Origin of the sequence: Kaistia algarum (assembly GCF_026343945.1) — a bacterium.
Lineage (GTDB): Bacteria > Pseudomonadota > Alphaproteobacteria > Rhizobiales > Kaistiaceae > Kaistia > Kaistia algarum.
Window position 1 is genome coordinate 497,543 of the sequence record NZ_JAPKNJ010000003.1, and the last position, 21,568, is coordinate 519,110.

General features: G+C 64.6%; 14 protein-coding genes. 12 read left to right on the forward strand and 2 right to left on the reverse strand.

Annotation, left to right across the window (positions count from 1 at the left end; genetic code table 11):
* The first annotated feature begins 124 nt into the window (after nucleotides 1–124).
* The 8 genes from OSH05_RS20640 to recN all read left to right on the forward strand — a co-directional run bounded on the left by OSH05_RS20640 (nucleotide 125) and on the right by recN (nucleotide 13,558).
* Nucleotides 125–4,294 (forward strand): autotransporter outer membrane beta-barrel domain-containing protein, encoded by a 4,170-nt coding sequence (locus OSH05_RS20640; protein ID WP_104217788.1) that lies wholly within the window; start codon nucleotides 125–127, stop codon nucleotides 4,292–4,294.
* A 270-nt stretch (nucleotides 4,295–4,564) separates the two neighbouring features.
* Entirely contained in the window at nucleotides 4,565–5,491 is a 927-nt protein-coding gene (locus tag OSH05_RS20645; protein WP_104217787.1) for a D-alanine--D-alanine ligase, read from the forward strand.
* Nucleotides 5,479–6,393, forward strand: a complete 915-nt coding sequence (locus tag OSH05_RS20650; RefSeq protein WP_104217786.1) for a cell division protein FtsQ/DivIB — start codon at nucleotides 5,479–5,481, stop codon at nucleotides 6,391–6,393. The genes OSH05_RS20645 and OSH05_RS20650 overlap by 13 nt, the downstream gene beginning before the upstream one ends.
* Nucleotides 6,393–7,715 carry a cell division protein FtsA gene (ftsA, locus tag OSH05_RS20655; RefSeq protein WP_104217785.1) on the forward strand — a complete coding sequence of 441 codons (1,323 nt, stop codon included), beginning with the start codon at nucleotides 6,393–6,395 and terminating at the stop codon, nucleotides 7,713–7,715. The genes OSH05_RS20650 and ftsA overlap by 1 nt, the downstream gene beginning before the upstream one ends.
* 101 nt (nucleotides 7,716–7,816) lie before the next feature.
* The gene (ftsZ, locus tag OSH05_RS20660) at nucleotides 7,817–9,550 is read left to right on the forward strand and encodes a cell division protein FtsZ (protein ID WP_104217784.1); all 1,734 of its coding nucleotides are present in this window, start codon (nucleotides 7,817–7,819) and stop codon (nucleotides 9,548–9,550) included.
* A 269-nt stretch (nucleotides 9,551–9,819) separates the two neighbouring features.
* Nucleotides 9,820–10,776, forward strand: coding sequence for a UDP-3-O-acyl-N-acetylglucosamine deacetylase (gene lpxC, locus OSH05_RS20665; protein ID WP_104217783.1), 957 nt, complete (start codon nucleotides 9,820–9,822; stop codon nucleotides 10,774–10,776).
* Between the two features lie 227 nt (nucleotides 10,777–11,003).
* A complete protein-coding gene (locus tag OSH05_RS20670) occupies nucleotides 11,004–11,876 on the forward strand; it encodes an outer membrane protein assembly factor BamD (protein WP_104217782.1) in 873 nt (290 codons plus the stop codon).
* Between the two features lie 14 nt (nucleotides 11,877–11,890).
* A complete protein-coding gene (gene recN, locus OSH05_RS20675; protein ID WP_104217781.1) occupies nucleotides 11,891–13,558 on the forward strand; it encodes a DNA repair protein RecN in 1,668 nt (555 codons plus the stop codon).
* Nucleotides 13,559–13,569: 11 nt separating this feature from the next.
* Here the strand turns inward: recN and OSH05_RS20680 are convergent, their stop codons facing one another.
* A complete protein-coding gene (locus tag OSH05_RS20680; RefSeq protein WP_104217780.1) occupies nucleotides 13,570–14,322 on the reverse strand; it encodes a class I SAM-dependent methyltransferase in 753 nt (250 codons plus the stop codon).
* A gap of 319 nt (nucleotides 14,323–14,641) precedes the next feature.
* Here OSH05_RS20680 and OSH05_RS20685 point away from each other — a divergent pair, with 319 nt between their 5' ends.
* On the forward strand, nucleotides 14,642–15,907 hold the full coding sequence (locus OSH05_RS20685; protein WP_104217779.1) for a multidrug effflux MFS transporter: 1,266 nt from the start codon (nucleotides 14,642–14,644) through the stop codon (nucleotides 15,905–15,907).
* A gap of 6 nt (nucleotides 15,908–15,913) precedes the next feature.
* Here OSH05_RS20685 and OSH05_RS20690 read toward each other — a convergent pair whose 3' ends face one another.
* Nucleotides 15,914–17,338 carry a helix-turn-helix domain-containing protein gene (locus OSH05_RS20690; RefSeq protein ID WP_104217778.1) on the reverse strand — a complete coding sequence of 475 codons (1,425 nt, stop codon included), beginning with the start codon at nucleotides 17,336–17,338 and terminating at the stop codon, nucleotides 15,914–15,916.
* 161 nt (nucleotides 17,339–17,499) lie between these two features.
* Here OSH05_RS20690 and aceA point away from each other — a divergent pair, with 161 nt between their 5' ends.
* The 3 genes from aceA (at nucleotide 17,500) to ligA (ending at nucleotide 21,526) form a co-directional block, all read left to right on the forward strand.
* Entirely contained in the window at nucleotides 17,500–18,789 is a 1,290-nt protein-coding gene (aceA, locus tag OSH05_RS20695; RefSeq protein ID WP_104217777.1) for an isocitrate lyase, read from the forward strand.
* 14 nt (nucleotides 18,790–18,803) lie between these two features.
* Nucleotides 18,804–18,998 carry a DUF4170 domain-containing protein gene (locus OSH05_RS20700; RefSeq protein WP_104217776.1) on the forward strand — a complete coding sequence of 65 codons (195 nt, stop codon included), beginning with the start codon at nucleotides 18,804–18,806 and terminating at the stop codon, nucleotides 18,996–18,998.
* A gap of 89 nt (nucleotides 18,999–19,087) precedes the next feature.
* Entirely contained in the window at nucleotides 19,088–21,526 is a 2,439-nt protein-coding gene (gene ligA, locus OSH05_RS20705; RefSeq protein ID WP_407660450.1) for an NAD-dependent DNA ligase LigA, read from the forward strand.
* The last annotated feature ends 42 nt before the right edge of the window (nucleotides 21,527–21,568 follow it).

A 21,568-nucleotide genomic window follows, 5' to 3' on the forward strand; every position in this document is an offset into this window, starting at 1 on the left:
TTCAATGAGTTGATCGGCGGATGGCGGCTTTCGCTACCGTTGAGGCCTGCGTTTGAGCCGTGTCGTCCGGCTGTCACAACCTGTGCTTAAGCCTTGAGGGAGTTTCGAGGACTGGGGCACGAGCATGTACGCAATTTCCGATCGGGCGCGCCGTCGTGCGCTGCTCGCGGCGACCGCCATCGCCATTTCGCCGGTGGCATTCGCGGCCGACACGACGATTCCGAACGGAACCACGCGCACGACGCAGTTGACGATTTCCGGGATCGACAAGCTGACAGTCGATGCGGGCGGTGCGATCACGACGACGTCGAACCCGTCCGTGGTCCTCTCCGGCTCTGGCTCCAACCTCACGGTCGACAATTCCGGGACGATTTCGTCGACTGTTGGCCGGGCCATCCGCACGAGCGGCTCCTCGGGTTCGTTCTCGCTGACGCTGACCAATCAGTCGGGCGCGCTGATCGAGGGTGTCGATGACGCGATCGGCATCAACCGCGCGCTCGCCGGCGGCACGGTCACAATCACCAATGACGGCACGATTCGCTCGACGACAAGCGGTCAGGCGCTGGACCTCAACCCCGCGACGGGCGGAACCGTCATCCTCAACAATAACGGCCTGATCGAGGCCAATGGCACATCGGACGTGGTTCGTCCCGGCGGCAATGCGACGATCACCAATTACGGCACGATCCAGTCGATGAATGACGGCGTCTGGAACGGCACCGAGTGGGACCGCGGCGACGGCATCGACTTCCAGAGCAATGGCAGTGGCATTGTCAACAATTACGGTACGATCGAAGCGGCGAAGCACGGCATCACCGGCGATACCGGAACGACGGCGTTCCAGATCACCAATTACGCCGACGGCCTTATCCTCGGTCGCAATGGCTCCGGTATCAATTTCGATATCCCGGACGGCGCGACGCCCGACCAGATTGCGGCGCTTTCGACGGCCAAGATCGTCAACTATGGCATCATCGCCGGCGCAGCGATCCACGACTCGGAGCACGCGAATGCGGATGGCGACGGCGTCGATATCGACTATCTCGCCAATATCGAGAACCACGGTGCAATCCTGGCGCTGGGCGCTGTCGGCGACAAGGATGGCAATCCCGACGACCCGAACATAGCCGACGCCATCTCGATCGGCGGCGGAACCATCACCAACACCGCCGGCGCGCTGATCTACAGCGTCGGCCGCGGCATTCTCGTCGACGACAGCGAGGGCGGTGCCGCCTATGCCGGCGTGACCATCAACAATGCCGGCTGGATCGTCAGCGAGACCGGCGAGGCAATTACGGTTCGCGGCAATAATCTCAACCAGATCGGAAACTCTGGGGTTATCTTCGGCGATATCAAGACGGGTGGCGGTGTCGACTGGTTGACGAATTCGGGACTCGTTTTTGGTTCGATCGACCTTGGAAACGGCCTCAGTCAGGTCAACAATTCGGGCGCGATCACAGGCTCCCTTTCGATGGGGTCCGGAGCGAGCTTTATTCTCAATTCCGGGCTGGTGGGCGGCAGCGTGTCGCTGGGCCTCGGTAGCGATCAAATGACCAATGAGGGGCTTATCCTTGGCGGTGTCGATCTCGGCGCTGACGGCGGCGATTCGCTGAACAATCGTGGTGTTATCGTTGGTTCGGTCATCGGCGACGGCTGGGGGACGTCGGTCGGCAATTCTGGCGGTATTGGCGGCGACGTGGCGATCGGCTCGGGAACGCTCGCCAACACAGGGTGGATCGGCGGCAGCGTTGGATTGACTGGCATTCTGACCAACAGCGGCTGGATAGGCGGAAATGCCAATGTCGTTGCAGGAACGATCGACAATTCGGGCAGCATCGGTGGCGACGTCGGGATCCAATCCGGTGATGGCGATCTGACCAATTCAGGTTGGATCGGCGGCAATGTTGGTTTCGGCTCGGGCAACAACGATATCGACAACAGCGGATCGATCGTCGGGAATATCATCGCTGGCAGCGGCAATGATTGGTTCTCCAATTCTGGCTTTATCGGCGGCAGCGTCGATCTCGGCAGCGGCAGCGACTATGTCGACAATGACGGCTCGATTGGTGGCGGCGTCGCGATGGGCTTTGGCGCGCTGGACAATGCCGGTTCGATCGGCGGCAGCGTCTCCGGCAGCAGCTATTTGACGAACTACGGCTTGATCGGCGGCGGCGTTGCGATGCTCGCCGATACCTACACGCGTATGGACAATTTCGGGACGATCGGCGGAAGTGTCGATCTCGGCAATAGCGGGGCCTGGCTCAATAATTTCGGTTCGATCGGTGGCGATCTCTCCGTGTCTGGCTCTGACGCGATCCTCTACAATATCGGCTGGATCGGCGGGAGCGTGGCTACGGGCGTCGGCAACGATTTCCTGTTCAGCCTGGGGATCGGCGGCAATGTGACGATGGGCGACGGCGCCGATGCTCTCCTCGCTGCCGGGACCATCGGCGGCAACGTCTCAATGGGCGACGGCGATGATATTGTCGACCTACCCGACGGCCCCTCGGTCGCCGGGACTCTGGATGGCGGAACGGGCTTTGACAGCCTATCCATCTGGTCCTCGCTTTCGGGTGTCTCGACCCTGAAGGGCGTGACGAATTTCGAGACGCTCGGTGTCTATTCGGGCGATTGGACCTTTGGCGACAACGAGGCCTATTCGGCCGGCGTCACCGTCTATTCCAGTGCCTCGCTGGCCGTGAATACGGCCCTCTCCGCCGTGACGACGGTAGAGGGCGGCGCGACGCTTTCCGGCGGCGGCAGCGTTTCCGGGCTGGTGACGGCAGGCGTCGGTGCGGTGATCGTGCCCGGCACCGGGACCAGCGGCCAACTCACCGTTAATGGCAGTGCCAGCCTCACCGATGCCACGTTGAAGGTCGGCATGGCTGGCAATGGCGCGTCGAACCGCCTCGCCGTGACGGGCTCGGCCGCCATCAATGGCGGCACGGTGGTGCTCAACCTCGCCCCCGGACCCTATGTCGTCGGCGCCAAGGCGACGGTCGTGTCAGCGGCTGGCGGTATCACGGGAGCCGGCTTCTCGTCGCTTCAGGCGCCGAGCCTTCTGTTCATCACGCCGACGCTGGACATGGACGCCAACACTGTGACGATCTCGCTGGACCGCAACGGCATCCCCTTTGCGAGTTTCGCGCAGACGGCCAATGAGAGAGCCGTCGCCAACGCGCTCGACCAGAGCCATGGCGGCAGCCAGCTCTACAACTACGTCGCCAGCAGCCAGACGAGCGTTGGGCTCGCGGAAGGCTATGACTCGCTGTCGGGCGAGATTCATGCCGACCTCGCCGGCACGCTGTTCGATCAGTCGATGCAGACCGAACTGACGCTGCTCGAGCGGCTGCGCCAGATCGGTGTTCCCCACAAGACCGCCCAGCCGAGCCAGAAGCTCGGCTATGGCGAGGAGGCCAAGCCGAACAGCGCGGCCTTCGACGCACTGGAGGCGTCCGGGCCGCGCTATTCGGGCTGGACCCAGGCCTTCGGCTCCTGGCTCAACCGTGATGGCAGCGACAACGGCAATACGGCGGCGACGGATTCTTCCGTCGGCGGCGCGCTGGTCGGTGCGGACTTCTCAAACGACAACTATACTTTCGGCCTCGCCGGTGGTTACAGCTGGGGCTCGGCGGATACGTCGAAATGGTCGAGTTCTGCCGATATCGACACGGCGCTCATCGCGCTCTATGGCGGCGTTGCCTTCGATGCCGTGAAGCTGCGCGGGGGCGCATCGATGGGCTGGAGTTCGATCGACACGATGCGGGTCGCCAGCATTGCCGGCATCCTCGAACGGCCGCAGGCGAACTACAATGCGACAACGGGTAATGTCTTCGGCGAGGTCGCCTATGACGCCAAGGTCGGCAGCGCGACCCTCTCGCCCTATGTCGGCCTTGGCTGGGTCAGCGTGAACGCCGACGACTTCACGGAAACGAACGCCCCCCTGACCGGTCTCAGCTCGTCGGGCGCCTCCTATGAGACGACCTATTCGACGCTCGGTGCCCGCTTCTCGAGCGATATCTTCCTGAATGGGGTGCGGGTGACGCCGCGCGGGATGCTCGGCTGGCGCCACGCCTTCGACGATGTCTCGCCGGAGGCGGCGATGCTGTTCGTCAATACCGGCACTGGCTTCACGGTCGCCGGCACGCCGATCGCGCAGGACTCCGCGCTTGTCGAGGCTGGCGCCGACCTCGCCTTCAACGAGCGGGTGAGCCTCGGCTTCACCTATTCGGGGTCTTTCGCCGACAATGCGAATTCCAATACGGTGAAGCTTACTGGCGAAGTGCGCTTCTGATCCATTTCGCTTCCGCGATCGATACGGCCCGCTTTGGCGGGCCGTATTCATTTCCGCCTCTGTTTCGCGCGCCCGCCCATGCACGACAAGGCCGAAGGCGAGCTCGCCCATCGTTAACGGCGGTCCGGACGTCATGGCCCCGAAACCGGCGGAACGCCTGAGTCGATTTGTCCCGCCTCCCGGCCGATCTGGTTAACGCTTCCTTACGTCTTCCCTGACATATTTCGCGAAGTCCGATTCGGCCCGCGCGGAACACTTGGTGGAGACAGCATTTTGGCGAAGCACGTCGCCGTCCTGATGGGCGGCTGGTCGAGCGAGCGACCCGTTTCGCTCAATTCCGGCAAGGGGTGTGCCGACGCGCTGGAAACGGCCGGCTATCGCGTCACGCGGGTCGACGTCCAGCGCGATATCGCGGAAGTGTTGGCGAAGCTGAAGCCGGACGTCGCCTTCAATGCCCTGCATGGGCCCTATGGCGAGGATGGCAGCATCCAGGGCGTTCTGGAAATCCTGGGCATTCCTTATACCCATTCCGGCGTACTCGCTTCAGCGCTGGCGATGAACAAAGCGCGCGCCAAGGACGTCATGAAGGCGGCGGGAATTCCCGTCGCGGAATCGATCCTGATGCACCGGCTCGACGTCGCCAAGGCCCATCCGATGGAGCCGCCCTATGTCGTGAAGCCCGTCGCGGAGGGGTCGAGCTTCGGCGTCCTGATCGTCCGCGAGGGCGCGCTGCATCCGCCCCAGCAACTCTTTGCCGAGGACTGGCGCTATGGCGACACGGTAATGGTCGAGCGTTATATCGCCGGCCGCGAGCTGACTTGCGGCGTCAAAGGCGACGAAGCCTTTGATATCATTGAGCTCGTGACGGAAGATGGCGGCTGGTACGACTACGACGCCAAATATTCCGACAACGGTGCAAGACACGTAATTCCTGCTCCGCTTTTACCAGATATTTACCAAAGTATACGGAATCTGTCTGTGCGGGCTCATCGGGCTCTCGGGTGTCGCGGCATCAGCCGGGCGGACTTCCGATTTGACGACAGGCCGGGTGGCACGGGGGAACTCGTCTGCCTCGAAGTGAATACCCAGCCGGGCATGACGGCAACGTCACTGGTCCCGGACATGGCGAGATATGCCGGGATGGATTTCCCGGCGCTGGTGAGCTGGATGGTGGAGGACGCGTCGTGCGGCAGATAAGCCGGCGTAAAACGGGACAGACGGTTGAGGGCCTCGCGGCTTCGGCCGGCGCGGTGCCGACCAAGTTTGCCTCGTGGTTCCGCCGCCGCATGAAGGTCGTGGAGCGCATGGATTGGCGTCTTCCCGCCCATGTCGGCGTGAAGGGCCTGGCCGTGCTCTTCGCCGCCACCGCGATCGCTGGAATTGTCTCCGCGGGTCGGGTCGACGAGGTCGTCGGCGAGGTCAGCCATGCCGCCGGTCTCGTTGTCGATAATGTGCGCATCTCGGGCCAGATGGAGACATCCGAGGTTGCGGTGCTCGACAAGCTCGAACTCAACCCCGACGCCTCGCTCCCCTTCATCAATGTCGAGGCGGCCAAGGCCCGCATCGAGACTCTCCCCTGGGTGCAGCAAGCGACGCTGCGCAAGATCTATCCCTCGACGCTCAAGATCACGATCGACGAGCGCGTTCCGTTCGCGCTGTGGCAGCATGACCAGTCGGTATCCGTCATCGACCAGACGGGCCGCGTCATCGGCGATGCCGGCGAAGTGCATAACGGCCTGCTTCGTCTGATCGGCAAGGGCGCGGAGACGCGCGTCGACGAGGCGCTCTCGCTGGTGGACCCGTTCCCGGCGCTCCGCGATCGCCTCAAGGCCGCGGTTCTGGTTGGTGAGCGGCGCTGGGATCTCGTGCTCGACAATGGCGTGACCCTGATGCTGCCGGAGGAGCAGCCGGCGACGGCGCTCGCTCAGGTCGCCGCCTTCGATGCAAGCAACGGCCTGCTCTCCAAGGATATCGTCAGCCTCGACCTCCGGCTCGGCGACCGCATGTTTGTGCGCCTGTCGCCGGATGCTGCGGCCAAGCGCCTCGCCGCGATCAAGGAGCAGGAAAAGCTCGCCAAGCGCAGGGGAGCCAGCACCTGATGCCGCTCTTCGTCGCCTCCGATAGCCGCGTACGTCCCTTGCCGACGCGCAAGTCGAGCATCGTCTCGATCCTCGATGTCGGATCCTCCAAGGTCTGCTGCCTGATCGCCCGTCTCAAGCCGCGCGAACTCGGTGACGTTCTGCCGGGCCGCACCCATGCCGTCGAGGTGATTGGCATCGGTCATCAGCGCTCGCGCGGCATCAAGTCCGGCGTCGTCGTCGATCTCGATCAGGCCGAGCAGGCGATCCGCCTTGCCGTCGATGCGGCCGAACGGATGGCCGGCGTCACGGTCGAATCGATCATCGTCAATATTTCCTGCGGCCGTCTGGCAAGCGAGGCCTTTTCAGCGAGCGTGGCGCTGGCCGGCCACGAGATCGTCGAGGCCGATATCCGCCGGGTCCTCTCGGCCGGCCGCGAGCATTCGGTGACGCCGGAGCGCTCCGTGTTGCACTCGCTGCCGATCGGCTATTCGATCGACGGCAATGGCGGCATTCGCGATCCGCGTGGCATGCTCGGCGAGCGCCTCGGCGTCGACATGCACATGGTGACCGGCGAATCCGCGCCGCTGCGCAATCTCGAGCTTTGCATTGCCCGCTGCCATCTCTCGGTCGAGGCGATGGTCGCGACGCCCTATGCAGCGGGGCTTGCCGCCCTGGTCGAGGACGAAACGGAACTGGGTGTTGCCTGCGTCGACATGGGCGGCGGCACCACGACGATCTCCGTGTTCATGGATGGCCAGTTTGTCCATGCCGACGCCCTCGCCATCGGCGGCCAGCATGTCACCACCGACATTGCACGCGGCCTTTCGACCCGGATCGAGGATGCGGAACGGCTGAAGACGATGCATGGCAGCGCGCTGCCCAGCGTGTCCGACGAGCGCGACATCCTTTCTGTCCTGCCGATCGGCGACGACGATCGCGATATTCCCAACCAGCTCCCCCGCTCGGCGCTGACGCGGATCATCCGTGCGCGTACGGAGGAGATGCTGGAACTGGTGCGCGACCGGCTGAACGCTTCTGGCTTCCAGACCATGGTCGGGCGCCGCATCGTTCTCACGGGTGGCGCAAGCCAGCTAACCGGGCTCACCGAGGCGGCGCGCCGCATCCTGGCGCGCAGCGTTCGTCTCGGCCGGCCGCTCGGCGTGACGGGATTGCCGGAGGCGGCCAAGGGGCCGGCTTTCTCGGCGGCCGTCGGCCTTCTGATCTATCCGCAGGTTGCCCAGATCGAACAGGTCTCGGCGGTCCGCGGCCATCGTCTCGCAATGACCGGCACCGGGGGGGTCTTCTCCCGATTCGGGCACTGGTTCCGAGAGAGTTTCTAAGTCGCCGAAAGGCGGGGCGCCGACGGCGAAGCGCCCCAATGCAAATGAAGCGATGCCGGTTAAGCGCCACCGGCAGTAGGGGTCTAGACGACGAGGACACCATGACCATCAACCTGAAGATGCCGGACATTACTGAGCTGAAGCCCAAGATCACGGTCTTCGGGGTTGGCGGCGCTGGTGGCAACGCCGTCAACAATATGATCAGATCGGGCCTTGAAGGCGTCGAGTTCGTTTGCGCGAACACCGACAGCCAGGCCCTTATGTCGTCTCGAGCCGAGCGACTGATCCAGATGGGCGTTGCCGTTACCGAGGGTCTCGGTGCCGGTTCCATGCCTGAAATCGGCCGCGCCGCCGCCGAGGAAGTCATTGACGAGATCAATGATCACCTTGCCGGCTCGCACATGGTGTTCGTGACCGCCGGCATGGGCGGCGGCACCGGCACGGGCGCAGCCCCGGTCATCGCCCGCACGGCCCGTTCGCACGGGATCCTGACCGTCGGCGTGGTGACGAAGCCGTTCCAGTTCGAGGGCGCGCGCCGCATGCGCGTTGCCGAGGCTGGTATCAAGGAACTGCAGGAGAGCGTCGATACGCTCATCGTCATTCCGAACCAGAATCTGTTCCGCATTGCCAACGACAAGACGACCTTCGCGGACGCCTTCTCGATGGCCGACCAGGTTCTCTATTCGGGCGTCGCCTGCATCACCGATCTGATGGTCAAGGAAGGCCTGATCAATCTCGACTTCGCCGACGTTCGCTCGGTGATGCGCGAGATGGGCAAGGCGATGATGGGCACCGGCGAAGCCTCCGGCGACCGTCGCGCGATCATGGCGGCTGAAGCTGCGATCGCCAATCCGCTGCTCGACGAGACGTCGATGCACGGCGCCCGCGGCTTGCTGATCTCGATCACGGGCGGCCGCGATCTGACGCTGTTCGAGGTCGACGAGGCGGCAACCCGCATCCGCGAGGAAGTGGATCCGGACGCCAACATCATCCTCGGCGCCACGTTCGAGGAGAGCCTCGAGGGCGTGATCCGCGTCTCGGTCGTCGCGACCGGCATCGATAGCGATGTCATCGAGGAGCACAATCCGAACGACCAGCGTATCGCCGAGCTGAACCAGCGTATGAAGGCCGCCGCGCAGGCAGCGGTCCAGCAGCCGGCGCCCCGCGCGCCGTCGATCAACACCGAAGTCCGCGCCGCGGCCCCGGCCCAGCAGCTCCGCCAGGCCGTCCAGAGCCAGCCGTCGGCTCGTGATCCTGGCGTCACCATCGCCCCGATGGCGCCGCAGGCCCCGGTCTCCTATGCCGAGGCCGAGCTGGATCACGAGTTCGACATGGTGCCGCATCAGGCTCCGGTCGACGATCACGCTCCGGCACAGCACTTCATCCCGCCGGCAGCCGAGGCGCCTGCATCCACCCGGATGCCGCGCGTCGAGGACTTCCCCGCCGTCGCTCAGCGCGAGATCCATGCCGCTCGCGCCGAGGAGACGCATGAGGAAGATCGCGGTCCGATGAGCCTCCTGCGCCGTCTCGCCCATGTTGGCCTCGGCCGTCGCGAGGAGGAGGCGACCCAGCCGGCCCAGCCGCCGCTCGTTCGCGGCAATCCGCAGCCGCAGGGCGGCGCGCCGCGGACCCAGGTCCGTCCGCCGCAGGCCCCGGCCCAGGCCCCGCGTCAGCAGGGACAGGTTCGGCCGCAGGCTCCGATTCCGCAGCAGGAAGCGGCCTATCGCTCCCGGCAGCAGGAACTCGACCAGCATGGCCGCGTGATGCCGCGCGATGCGCGTCACGAGGATGATCAGCTCGAAATCCCGGCGTTTCTCCGCCGGCAGGCCAACTGAGCTGTCTTAGAAACTGCGAAGACCCGGTGCCGCTTGCGGCGCCGGGTCTCGTGCTATTTGGAGATATGCCGTTCGGGGATCCGGTTACACACGGTTAGAAAGCGTGATTTGTTGACCGTGCTGCACCGCCGTATTCTCCAACTCAAGATGCTGTTGAATATGACGATTCGAGCGGTTGAGGGGGCACTCAGCTGGTCGTGTGTAAAGTCGGGGCATCGGTTCGGAGGCAATCAGGCCTTCGAGTTCTGTGTCTCAGGCGGGGCGAATTGATGGCAAAGCAGCAGGGCACGGCTCAGACGACGTTGCGCGATGCTCTCGTCGTTTCGGGTATCGGCGTGCATAGCGGCAAGCCGGCCACGATGACCCTTAACCCCGCCGACGCCGATACGGGCATCGTGTTTCAGCGCGTCGACGCTTCGGGCGTCTCCACCGTTTCCATCCGCGCCACGATCGAACATCTTCACGCAACGGAATCCTGCACCACCATCGGGAAGATGGGATTGTCGGTAGCGACGATCGAGCATCTTCTGGCGACCTTCAGCGGTCTCGGCGTGGATAATGTGATCGTCGAGATCGACGGTTCGGAAGTGCCGATGATGGATGGTAGCGCCGCCGCATTCGTGTCGCTGCTGGATGGCACCGAAATCGTTTCGGTCGGTGCGCCGCGTCGTTTCATCAAGGTGCTGAAGCCGGTTCGCGTCGATCAGGGCTCTTCCTTCGCCGAGTTGCTGCCTTTTGACGGTCGCCGCTTCGAGATCGACATCGAGTTCGATTCGACGCTCATCGGCCGGCAGGGGTTCGTCGTCGACCTGACACCGCATAATTTCCGCCGTGACCTCGCCCGTGCCCGTACCTTCGGCTTCCTCAAGGATGTCGAATTCTACATGTCGCGCGGATTGGCGCTGGGCTCGTCGCTGGAGAACACCGTCGTTCTGGGCGATGATCGCGTGCTCAATCCCGAGGGCCTGCGCTTCACGGACGAGTTCGTTCGCCACAAGACGCTCGATGCCGTCGGCGATCTCGCTTTGGCCGGCGCGCCTATCCTGGGCGCCTATCGTTCCTATCGCGGCGGTCACCGGCTCAATGCTCGGATGGTCGAGGCGCTGCTTGCCGATTCGGATGCTTGGACCTTCGTTGGTGACTTTGCCGAGTCGCGGCGTCAGCCGGTTCGTGCCGAGATTCCGGTTCGCCTGTCGGCTGCCGCCTTCGGTCCCGACAAGTCCTGACCCGCATCATCGGGCGCTGTCCGCTTGATCGTCAGCCGTTTTTCAACAGCTTTCCTTACTTTCGCCCGATCCCTGCGGCCTGCGCTGTTGGGATCGTACTGTCGCCATGAAAATGCGCCAATGCGCTGCCACGGCTGGTGACAGGATGATGCCGTTTGGTTACAGAGACGGCATTGCTTTGACCCGTCGAGAGAGGCGAGGCCGGCTCTGCTGGCTCGAAGCTGCTGATGATTGATGCCCGTGTCCTCCTGTCCGCGAAGCGCACTTCCCTCGGGCGGGCAGGTTCGGTCGCGCTTCGTGCGGCAATGATCGCGTCGTTCATTGCGCTGGCCGGCTGCAGCCTGTTTGGGAAAAAAGAGGTCGCCGACGAGCCGGATGTTCCGGCCGGCGAGCTCTATAATCAGGCGCTCTTCCTGATGGAGGAGGGCAAGATGAGGCAGGCCGTCACCCGCTTCGACGAGGTCGACAAGCAGCATCCCTATACGGAATGGGCGCGCAAGGCGCTCATCATGAGCGCGTTCACGAATTACCGTCTCGGCCGCTATGACGACAGCGTCGAGTCGGCGAAACGTTATTTGTCGCTCTACCCCTCCAGCCCGGACGCCGGCTATGCGCAGTACATGATCGGGCAGGCCTACTTCAAGCAGATCCCGGACGTGACGCGCGACCAGGAATCGACCCAGCGCGCGCTCGACGCGATGCAGCAGGTGATCGATCGCTATCCGAATTCCGAATATGTCGACGACGCGCAGAAGGCGATCCTCGTCGCCCGCGACCAGCTCGCCGGCAAGGAAATGCAGATCGGGCGCTATTATCTCGAGCGCAAGGAATATCCGGCGGCGATCAATCGCTTCAAGGTCGTGGTCCAGGAATATGCCAATACGCGCCAGGTCGAGGAAGCGCTCTATCGGTTGACCACCGCCTATTACGCGATGGGCATCACGCAGGAAGCGCAGACCGCCGCCGCTGTGCTCGGGCATAATTTCCCGGATTCGCAGTGGTACAAGGACGCCTACAAGCTGCTCCAGTCCGGTGGCCTCGAGCCGCAGGAGAACAAGAGCTCCTGGATCAGCAAGGCGTTCAGCTTCGTTACCGGCTGACGGATCGGAGCGCGATGCTCGCCGCGCTTTCCATACGCGATATCGTCCTCATCGACCGGCTGGAGATCGAGTTCTCCGGCGGGATGACGGCGCTCACCGGTGAGACTGGAGCGGGCAAGTCGATCCTGCTCGATGCGCTTTCGCTGGCGCTGGGCGGGCGAGGGGACGGGTCGCTGGTTCGTCATGGCGCCAGCCAGGGCCAGGTGACGGCGGTCTTTGATGTCGCCGCCGATCATGTCGTGCGCGGCATTCTCGAAGCGAATTCCATCGATAGCGACAACGAACTGATCCTGCGCCGCGTTCAGACAGGCGACGGACGGACGCGTGCCTTCGTCAACGATCAGCCTGTCGGCGTGGCGCTGCTGCGCGACATCGGCGCCACGCTGGTCGAGATCCACGGCCAGCATGATGACCGAGCCCTGATCGATCCCACCGTGCACCGGCGCCTGCTCGATGCGTTCGGCCGTCTCGACGTCGAGACAACCGCGGTTGCCGCTGCCCATGCTGCCTGGCGTGCCGCGGAGAGCGAGGTCGCAAAGCTTCGGCGGCGGATCGCATCGGCGCGAACCGAGGGTGACTATCTGCGCGCCTCGGTCGAGGAATTGTCGCGACTGTCGCCCCAGACCGGGGAAGAGACCGAGCTGGCGGAGCGGCGGCATCATCTGATGCAGGTCGAGAAGATTGCCGGCGATCTCTCCGATGCGCATGAGACGATCGCCGGATCCACGTCGCCGGTGCCGTCGCTCGCCTCGCTGGCGCGCCGGCTGGAGCGCAAGCGCGACCAGGCCGGCGGGCTGCTCGACGGCGTGGTGGAGGCGATCGACCGCGCGCTGGACGGGCTGGAGGAAGCCGAAACGCTGCTGGAGAGGAGCCTGCGCGAAAGCGCCTTCGATCCCAAGGAGTTGGAGCGTACCGAGGAACGGCTTTTCGCACTACGCGGCGCAGGCCGGAAGTTCGATGTTCCGGTCGAGAACCTCGCCGCGCTGCGCGAGAAGATGGAGGCCGATCTCGCAGCGCTTGAATCCGGCGAGGAACGGCTCGCGGCCCTCGAAAGCGCGGCCGAAGCCGCAAGGCGCGCCTTCGACGCCGTCGCGGCCGCGCTGTCCGCTCGCCGCCGACATGCCGCCGAGGAACTGGAAGCCCGCGTCGCCGAGGAACTGCCAGCCCTGAAGCTTGAGCGTGCCGCCTTCATCGTCCTGGTCGAGAGCGATCCGGAGGAGCGATTGGAAAGCGGGATCGACGCCGTCTCCTTCGTCGTGCGCACCAATCCGGGCACGCGGCCGGGCCCATTGATGAAGGTCGCTTCCGGCGGCGAGCTCTCGCGTTTCCTCCTCGCGATCAAGGTGGCGCTGGCCGATCGCGGTTCGGCGCCCACGCTCGTCTTCGACGAGATCGACACGGGCGTCGGCGGCGCCGTCGCTGAGGCGATCGGCAAGCGGCTCGCCCGCCTCGCCGAGCGCGTACAGGTCCTGTCGGTGACGCATGCCCCGCAGGTCGCCGCCCGTGCCGGCCATCATTTCCTGATCGCCAAGTCGAGCCTGCCCGGCGAGGAGCGGGTCGCAACCGGCGTCAGCGTGCTCGGCGGCTCGGCCCGGCAGGAGGAGGTCGCGCGCATGCTCGCCGGTAGCGTCGTCACCGAAGAAGCGCGCGCGGCTGCTGCGCGGCTGATCGGCGGCGCATAGGCTGCCCGAAGCTACCCTCGCCGCAGAATCTCAGCGCGGACCTTCAGAGTCTCCTGGCGACTGCCTTCGGGAAAGAAGGGCACGAGTGCTGTGAGAAGCTCGGCGCGGCACGCGTCGATACGGCTGCCGAGGATAGCGGGCGACGTCGTGGAGCGCGTGAGCGCTCGCTCGCACAGGGCTTGTGGTGTGATCGGCTGCGTGAATGTCGTCTCGATTTCACCCGCCGGCAGAAACGACGATCCGACGAACCAGTTTCCATAGATACGGTTCCAGTTTGTCGCGCCCTCGGCTGCCCAGGAATGGACGATCCTTTCGAGGATATCGAGCCAGGGATTGCTGCCATCCTTCGCCGGCGAGCAGCCGCAGACCAGGATCGCGCCGTCGGGGAGCAGCAGTCGGTCGAGGACGGGCAGGCTCGTGGCCTTGTCCATCCAGTGCAGCGCGCGTCCGATGGTCACGAGATCGAAGCGACCGATATCTGCCGGAAGGTCTTCCGTCCGGCCGGCGAACAGTGGAAATTCCACATGCGCAGCCGTCGCGGCCTCGCGCGCGGCCGCCAGCATGGCCGGTTCCGGATCGACGCCGAGGATCGAGGCGACAAAAGGCCGGAAGCCCAGGGCGAGCATTCCCGGTCCCGTACCGAGGTCGATGAGCGCCTCGGAGCCCTGGAAGCCCAGTTGTCTGGCCACCGCGACAAAGAAGTTCGGCGGATAGGGTTCGCGATAAAGCGCGTAGGTCTCCGCCGTCGTTTCGAACCGTCCCATTGTCGCGTCCTTATCTCCATCTGGGACAGTCCTGGCTCAGGCCCGCGACCAAAGCGTGACGGCGCGGCGGATCTCGAGGATTTCATGATTCATCACGAAATATACGTCGCCAAAGATAACGTCGGTTGATCATAAGGCGGCCGTGTAATATCAACTGGTCTGATTGACATCGCTTTCTTCCTCGTTGTGATAGCCGTCACGGAACCGTCCGGTTTTTCGGCGTAGGAAGGACTTGGTACCGTGGGAGGCGGCGCCGTTGCGCCCGGTCGGTCCAGGACGAAGGGCCATTCTGCCATTCGTGAGAAAATTGAGAGCGTTGATGTCCATCCTCACCGCGGGCTCCACCGAGCGCGAAGCCCCGTCGCCGTCCTTCTTCGAATTTGTGCTGATGATCGCCTTCATGATGGCGCTCGGCTCGATGTCGATCGACAATCTGCTGCCGGCCTTCGACCCGATCGCTGCCGACTATGGCCTCTCGTCCGTGAATGAGGTGCAGCTCATTCTGACGGTCTACATGGTCGGCTTCGGTGTGATGCAGCTGTTCTACGGGCCGATTTCGGACGTCATCGGCCGGCGCCCGACGCTGATGATCGGGCTGGTCATCTTCGCCATCGGCAGTTTCATCGCGCTGTTCGCGCCCACCTTCGAGGTCCTGCTGTTCGCCCGGGCTATCCAGGGGATGGGAGCGGCGGCGACGCGCATCCTTTCCGTTGCCATCGTGCGAGACCGCTTCCATGGCCGTGAGATGGCGCGGGTCATGTCGATCGTCATGATGATCTTCCTGATCGTGCCGGTGTTCGCTCCCTCGATCGGCAGCTTCTTCCTGCTGTTCGGAAGCTGGCATGTCATCTTCGTCTCGATGCTCGTCATGGCGCTGGCGCTCGCCATCTGGTTCGGCCGCCGCATGCCGGAGACGCTGCATCCCGAATATCGCATGCCATTTTCTTTGAAGCGCATTGGCGCTGGCGCTATGCGCTGTGTCACGCTCAGGGCAACGTTCGGCTATGCCACCGCCATGGCGCTCATGTATGGCGCGCTCATGGGATATATCGCCTCCTCGCAGCAGATCTTCGAGACGGATGTCTATGGTCTCGGGCTGCTCTTTCCGGCCGTCTTCGGATCGATCGCGGCCGTGATGGGCGTGGCCGCCTATATGAATTCTAAGCTTGTCCGCCGGCTGGGCATGCGGCGTCTGTCGCATGCCGGTGTCTGCGGCTATCTCGTCTTTGCGTTCGCGCTGGTGGCGATGGCTGTTGTCTATGACGGCAAGCCGCCGCTGTTCCTCTTCATCCTTGGATTGGCTGGCTGCCAGTTCCTGTTCAGCCTTGCGATGCCGAATTTCAACACGATGGCGATGGAACCGCTCGGTGACGTCGCCGGCACGGCCTCGTCCGTCATCGGCGCTTATACGACGCTCGGCGGTTCCCTGATCGGCATGGTGATCAGCCAGAGCTTCAACGGTACGGTATTGCCCTTGTCGATCGGCTTCCTCGTCATGGGACTATTGGCATTCGCCCTTGTGCTCTGGACCGAGAAGGGGCGTCTTTTCCGCCCGCACAATCCCGACCCGCTGCCCGTCAAGTAGCGGAATTCAGGCCTCGGCCTCGCGCCGGCGCCTGGGGTCGAAACGGAACGGGACATTGCCGCGGATCCATTCGTCGATAAGGATCGGCCGCGCCGCCGGAGGCTCTGCCCGCTGCACGCAATCGGTGCGCTCGCAGAGCCGGCAGTTCGTCCCGATTGGAATCGGCTCGTCGGCGTGACCGTCCGCATAGGCAAGGCGCGCGGCATATTTCATCTCGCAAACGAGTCCTATGGCGAAGCGCGCCTCCCTCCTCGGCAGGGGTTGCGGCGTGCCGGCAACCGCCGAGGCGACCGAAAAGAAGCGGCTCCCATCCGGCATTTCCAGTTGCTGCGTCAGGATCGTGCTCGGCGTGCGGAACGTCTCGTGCAGATTCCAGAGCGGACAGGTGCCGCCATAGCGCGAGAGATGGAAGCGTCCGGAAGCGTGGCGCTTCGAGACATTGCCGGCGTCGTCGACCCGGATCATGAAGAAGGGCACGCCCTTGGCGCTCGGCCGTTGCAGCGTCGTCAGCCGGTGGCAGACCTGTTCGAAGCTGGCGCCAAATCGGCGCCCGAGCATGGCGATGTCGTAGCGCGACGATTCGGCCGCCGCGAAGAAACGGCCATAGGGCATCAGCACGGCCCCGGCGAAATAATTCGCGAGGAAGACGCGGAACATGCGCCGCGCGGTCGGGTCGATAAGCGCGCTTGCCTCCACGGCCGCGTCCAGCGCCGCCGCCTGTTCCAACGTGGCGAGTTGGAACGCCGCGCCGAAGGTGCGGCCCGAGGCTCCCAGCATTTCGGAAAGCAGCAGATGGCGGCGGTGGCGGTCGAAGCGGCGTAGCGCCCCGGTCATCACTTCGGACGGAACCACGCGGACGCGCACGCCATGCCGCGCCTGGAGGCGGGCGGCAAGGGCGGCGAAGAGGTCGGCGCCGGGCTCGCCCAATTCGGCGGCGAGCGTCTCGGCGGCCTCGTCGAGTTCGGGGAAATAGTTGCGGGCCGTCTCGATGGCGCTTCGGACCGCTTCCACCGGTTCGAAGGCCGGCACGGCCACGATGCCGTCCTCCGGGCCGCGCTGCGTCTGCTGATAGGCCTGGTAGAGCCGCTGCATGGCTAGCGCCAGGGAAGGACAGGTCTCGACGAGGTCGCGCATTTCCTGCGCTGGCACGGCGAGATCCTGGAAGATCGGATCGCGCATCAACTCGCTGACCTCGGCCAGGCTGCGGTCGTCCTCGCCGGTGGCCAGCATCTTGACGTCGAGGTCGTAGACATCGGCGAGGCGGATGAGGATCTGCGCCGAGACGGGGCGCTGGTTGCGTTCCATCAGATTGACGTAGCTCGGCGAGATGCCGAGGTCCTCGGCCATCTTGGTCTGGTTAAGGCCAAGATCGCGACGGAGCCGCCGTAGCTTCGGGCCTATGAACAGCTTCTTCTCGATGTCGTTTGTCATGATTTTACAATTCAACTGGTCTGACGGTCACAGCCTGACATCGCATCCCGAATTGCCGAGAAACTCATTGTTTCAGCGTCGTCTATTCGGCTAATTGATCCTGTCAACGGCATTACAGAGGCATTGCGAGGCAATGTCAAACGTTGACACGGAGAGGACCCATGTCACGGAATTTCGCAGAACTCGTCCCCAACCAGGCGCCTGGCCGCTTCGACGGCATCCGCCGCCCCTATGCCGCCGCCGATGTGGCGAAGCTGCGGGGTTCCGTCGTGGTCGCCCACACGCTGGCCGAGCGCGGCGCCGATCGCCTGTGGCGGCAGCTGCACGAGACGCCCTACGTCCATGCGCTAGGCGCCGTCACGGGCAACCAGGCCATGCAGATGGTCCGCGCCGGCCTGCAGGCGATCTATCTCTCGGGCTGGCAGGTCGCGGCCGACGCCAATACGGCTGGCGCGATGTATCCGGACCAGAGCCTCTATCCGGCCAATGCCGGTCCGGAACTCTGCCGGCGCATCAACAGGACGCTGCAGCGCGCCGACCAGATCGAACAGGCCGAGGGCAAGGTCTCGCGTGACTGGTTCGCGCCGATCGTCGCCGATGCCGAGGCCGGCTTTGGCGGGCCGCTCAACGCCTTCGAAATTATGAAGGCCTATATCGAGGCTGGCGCGGCGGCGGTTCATTTCGAGGACCAACTCGCCTCGGAGAAGAAGTGCGGCCATCTCGGCGGCAAGGTGCTGATCCCGACGGCGGCGCATGAGCGCAACCTCGTCGCCGCCCGGCTCGCGGCCGATGTCATGGGGGTTTCGACGCTGGTCGTCGCCCGCACGGACGCCGAATCGGCGCGGCTGATCACCTCGGATATCGACGAGCGCGACCGGCCCTTCATCGTGCCCGGTGAGCGGACGGCGGAGGGCTTCTTCCGCCTGAAGGAGGGAACCGGGCTCGATCACTGCATCGCGCGCGGGCTCGCCTTCGCGCCGCACGCCGATCTGCTGTGGTGGGAGACGTCGCATCCCGATCTCGGCGATGCGCGCGCCTTCGCCGAGGCGATCCATGCGAAATATCCGGGCAAGCTGCTCGCCTATAATTGCTCGCCCTCGTTCAACTGGCGGGCGAAGCTGGATCCGGCGACGATCGAGACGTTCCAGCGCGAGCTGGGCGCCATGGGCTACAAATTCCAGTTCGTGACGCTGGCGGGCTTCCATGCGCTCAACCACTCCATGTTCGAGCTCGCGAGCGGCTATCGCGACCGCGGCATGGGCGCCTATAGCGAGCTGCAGCAAGCCGAATTCGCCGCCGAGGCGACCGGCTACACCGCGACGCGACATCAGCGCGAAGTCGGCACTGGCTATTTCGACCAGGTGTCACTGGCGATCACCGGCGGCCTCTCCTCGACGACGGCCATGGCCGAGTCGACCGAGGCCGAGCAGTTCCTGACCGCAGCCGAATGAGAGGAGGCTTTGAAATGAACACGTCCCGTTTCTGGATCGTCGGCGGCGAATATGCCTCGATGACGTTCGACCGGCTGATCGAGGGCACGCAGCGCGTGCTCGGACCCTTCGGTGAACGCCGCGCCGCGGAGGATGCCTGGCGCCGGCTCTCCGAGGAGAATCGCAGCCAATGCCTGATGCGGTTCACCATCGCATCGGAACGTACCTGAACTCTGCACGAGCCGGGGATCCCCCGCACAATTCCACCGGCTCTTGCGAGGCGCCCGGTGGCACGGCATAGCTTTTCGACAGAGGAGCTATCGCCATGCTGCCGGATACGCCTATGGATCCAGACGTCGCCGCCTTGAGCGAAGCGGAGGCCGCTGCCGAGCATGCCGCGCTTTCGGCGCAGATCGCCGACGCCGATATCCGCTATCATCAGGAAGATGCGCCGACGATCTCGGACGCTGCCTATGACGCGCTCCGCCGTCGACTCAATGCGATCGAAGCGCGCTTCCCGGCGTTGAAATCCGCTGTCAGCACTTCGGTCGGCGCGGCACCGGCGGCGAAATTCGCCAAGGTTCAGCACGTCGTCCCGATGCTCTCGCTCGACAATGCCTTTGCCGACAAGGACGTCACCGATTTCATCGAGCGTGCCCGCCGCTTCCTGGGCTTTGACGCCGAACGGTCCTTGCCATTCACCGCTGAGCCGAAGATCGACGGCCTGTCGCTGTCGCTGCGCTATGAGGGCGGTAAGCTTGTCGTCGCGGCTACTCGTGGCGATGGCTATGAGGGCGAGAATGTAACCGCCAACGCGAGGACGATCGCTGACATTCCGAATGAACTGCCGGCCGGCGTGCCGGAGATCGTCGAGATCCGGGGCGAATGCTACATGGCGCATTCCGATTTCCAGGCGATGAACGAGCGCATGCTGGAGGAGGGCGGCAAGGTCTTCGCCAATCCGCGCAATGCCGCCGCCGGCTCGCTGCGCCAACTCGACTCGAAGATTACTGCCTCGCGCCCGCTGCGCTTTTTTGCCTATGCCTGGGGCGAGACGAGCGACATGCCGGCGGAGACGCAGATGGGCATGGTCGAAGCCTTCGCAGCCTGGGGCCTGCCGACCAATCCGCGCATGGTAATCTGCGCCGGGGCCGAGGACGCGCTCGCCTTCTATCACGCCCTCGAAGAGGATCGCGCCGGGCTTGGCTATGACATTGACGGCGTCGTCTACAAGGTCAACGATCTGGAACTGCAGCGGCGCCTCGGCTTCGTCTCGCGCTCGCCGCGCTGGGCGATCGCGCATAAATTCCCGGCTGAGCAGGCCTTCACGGTGCTGGAAGGCATCGATATCCAGGTCGGCCGTACAGGCGCGCTGACGCCGGTCGCCCGGCTGACGCCCGTCACGGTCGGCGGCGTTGTCGTATCCAACGCGACGCTGCACAATGAGGACTACATCAAGGGCATTGGCGCCGACGGGCTGCCGATCCGTGACGGCGTCGACATCCGTGTCGGCGATACCGTGATCATCCAGCGCGCTGGCGACGTCATTCCGCAGGTCGTATCGGTTGATCTCGCCAAGCGCCCGGCGAGCGCGGTTCCCTATGCGTTCCCGACCCGCTGCCCGGCCTGCGGGAGCCATGCGGTGCGCGAGGAGGGGGGAGCCGTTCGCCGCTGTACCGGCGGGCTGATCTGCCCGGCGCAGGCGGTGGAGCGCATCCGGCATTTCGTCTCGCGCCTCGCCTTCGACATTGAGGGGCTGGGCGACGAGAATGTTCAGCTGTTCTTCGAAGCCGGGCTGTTGAAGAACCCGGTCGACATCTTTCATCTGCACGAGAGGCGCGACGCGGCGCAGGCGGCGCTTGCCGAATATCGCGCCCGCCAGTCGGAGGAACGGCGCCAGCAGAAGGGCGCCGACGCCAAGGCGAGCAAGATCACCGAGAAGCGCTCCTTCGATGGCCTCGAGAAGCTCTTCGTCGCGATCGACGAGCGGCGCGCCGTTGCCCTCGACCGCTTCCTCTACGCCCTCGGCATCCGCAATGTCGGCGAATCGACGGCAAAGGCGCTCGCCAAGCGCTTTGTCGGTATCGGAGCCTTCCGCGAGGCCGTGGCCAATGCCATAGCCGGGTTGCCCAGCGATGCATGGCAGCGGCTGACCGAAATCCCGCGCGTTGGCGGGCTGACGCGGGACAGGCTCATCCAGGTGGCTGTCGAACTGCCCGAAGGGGAGCCGTCGCCGCTCGATGCCGAGGCCGCGCTCACCCGTGCCCGGCTCAACAAACCGGCGCGCGACAATCTCATCGCCCATTTTGGCGATGCGGTCGCAGTGATGCGCGCGGCATCCGAAGCGGCGGCGGGCCAGCCAGGCGAGGCCTTCCGCGATCTCGCCGCATTGGGCGATGTCGGCGAGGTTGCAGCCACCTCGATCGTCGAATTCTTCGCCGAGCCTCATAATGAGGCCGTCGTTTCCGGACTGCTCGAGCAGATCACCGTCACGGATGTCGCCCCGGCTGCGACCGGCGGCACGTTCGCCGGCAAGATCATGGTCTTCACCGGCAATCTGGAGAAGATGACGCGCAATGAGGCCAAGGCGACGGCCGAACGGCTCGGCGCCAAGGTTTCCGGCTCGGTATCGAAAAAGACGGATCTGGTCGTGGCCGGGCCGGGCGCCGGTTCGAAGCTGGACGAGGCGACCAAGCTCGGCGTTCGTGTCCTGACGGAAGATGAATGGCTGGCGATGCTCGCCGAGGCAGGCCCATAGCCGCCCGCCACGCTGGGCAATGTCCGCCCGTCACGAAAAGAG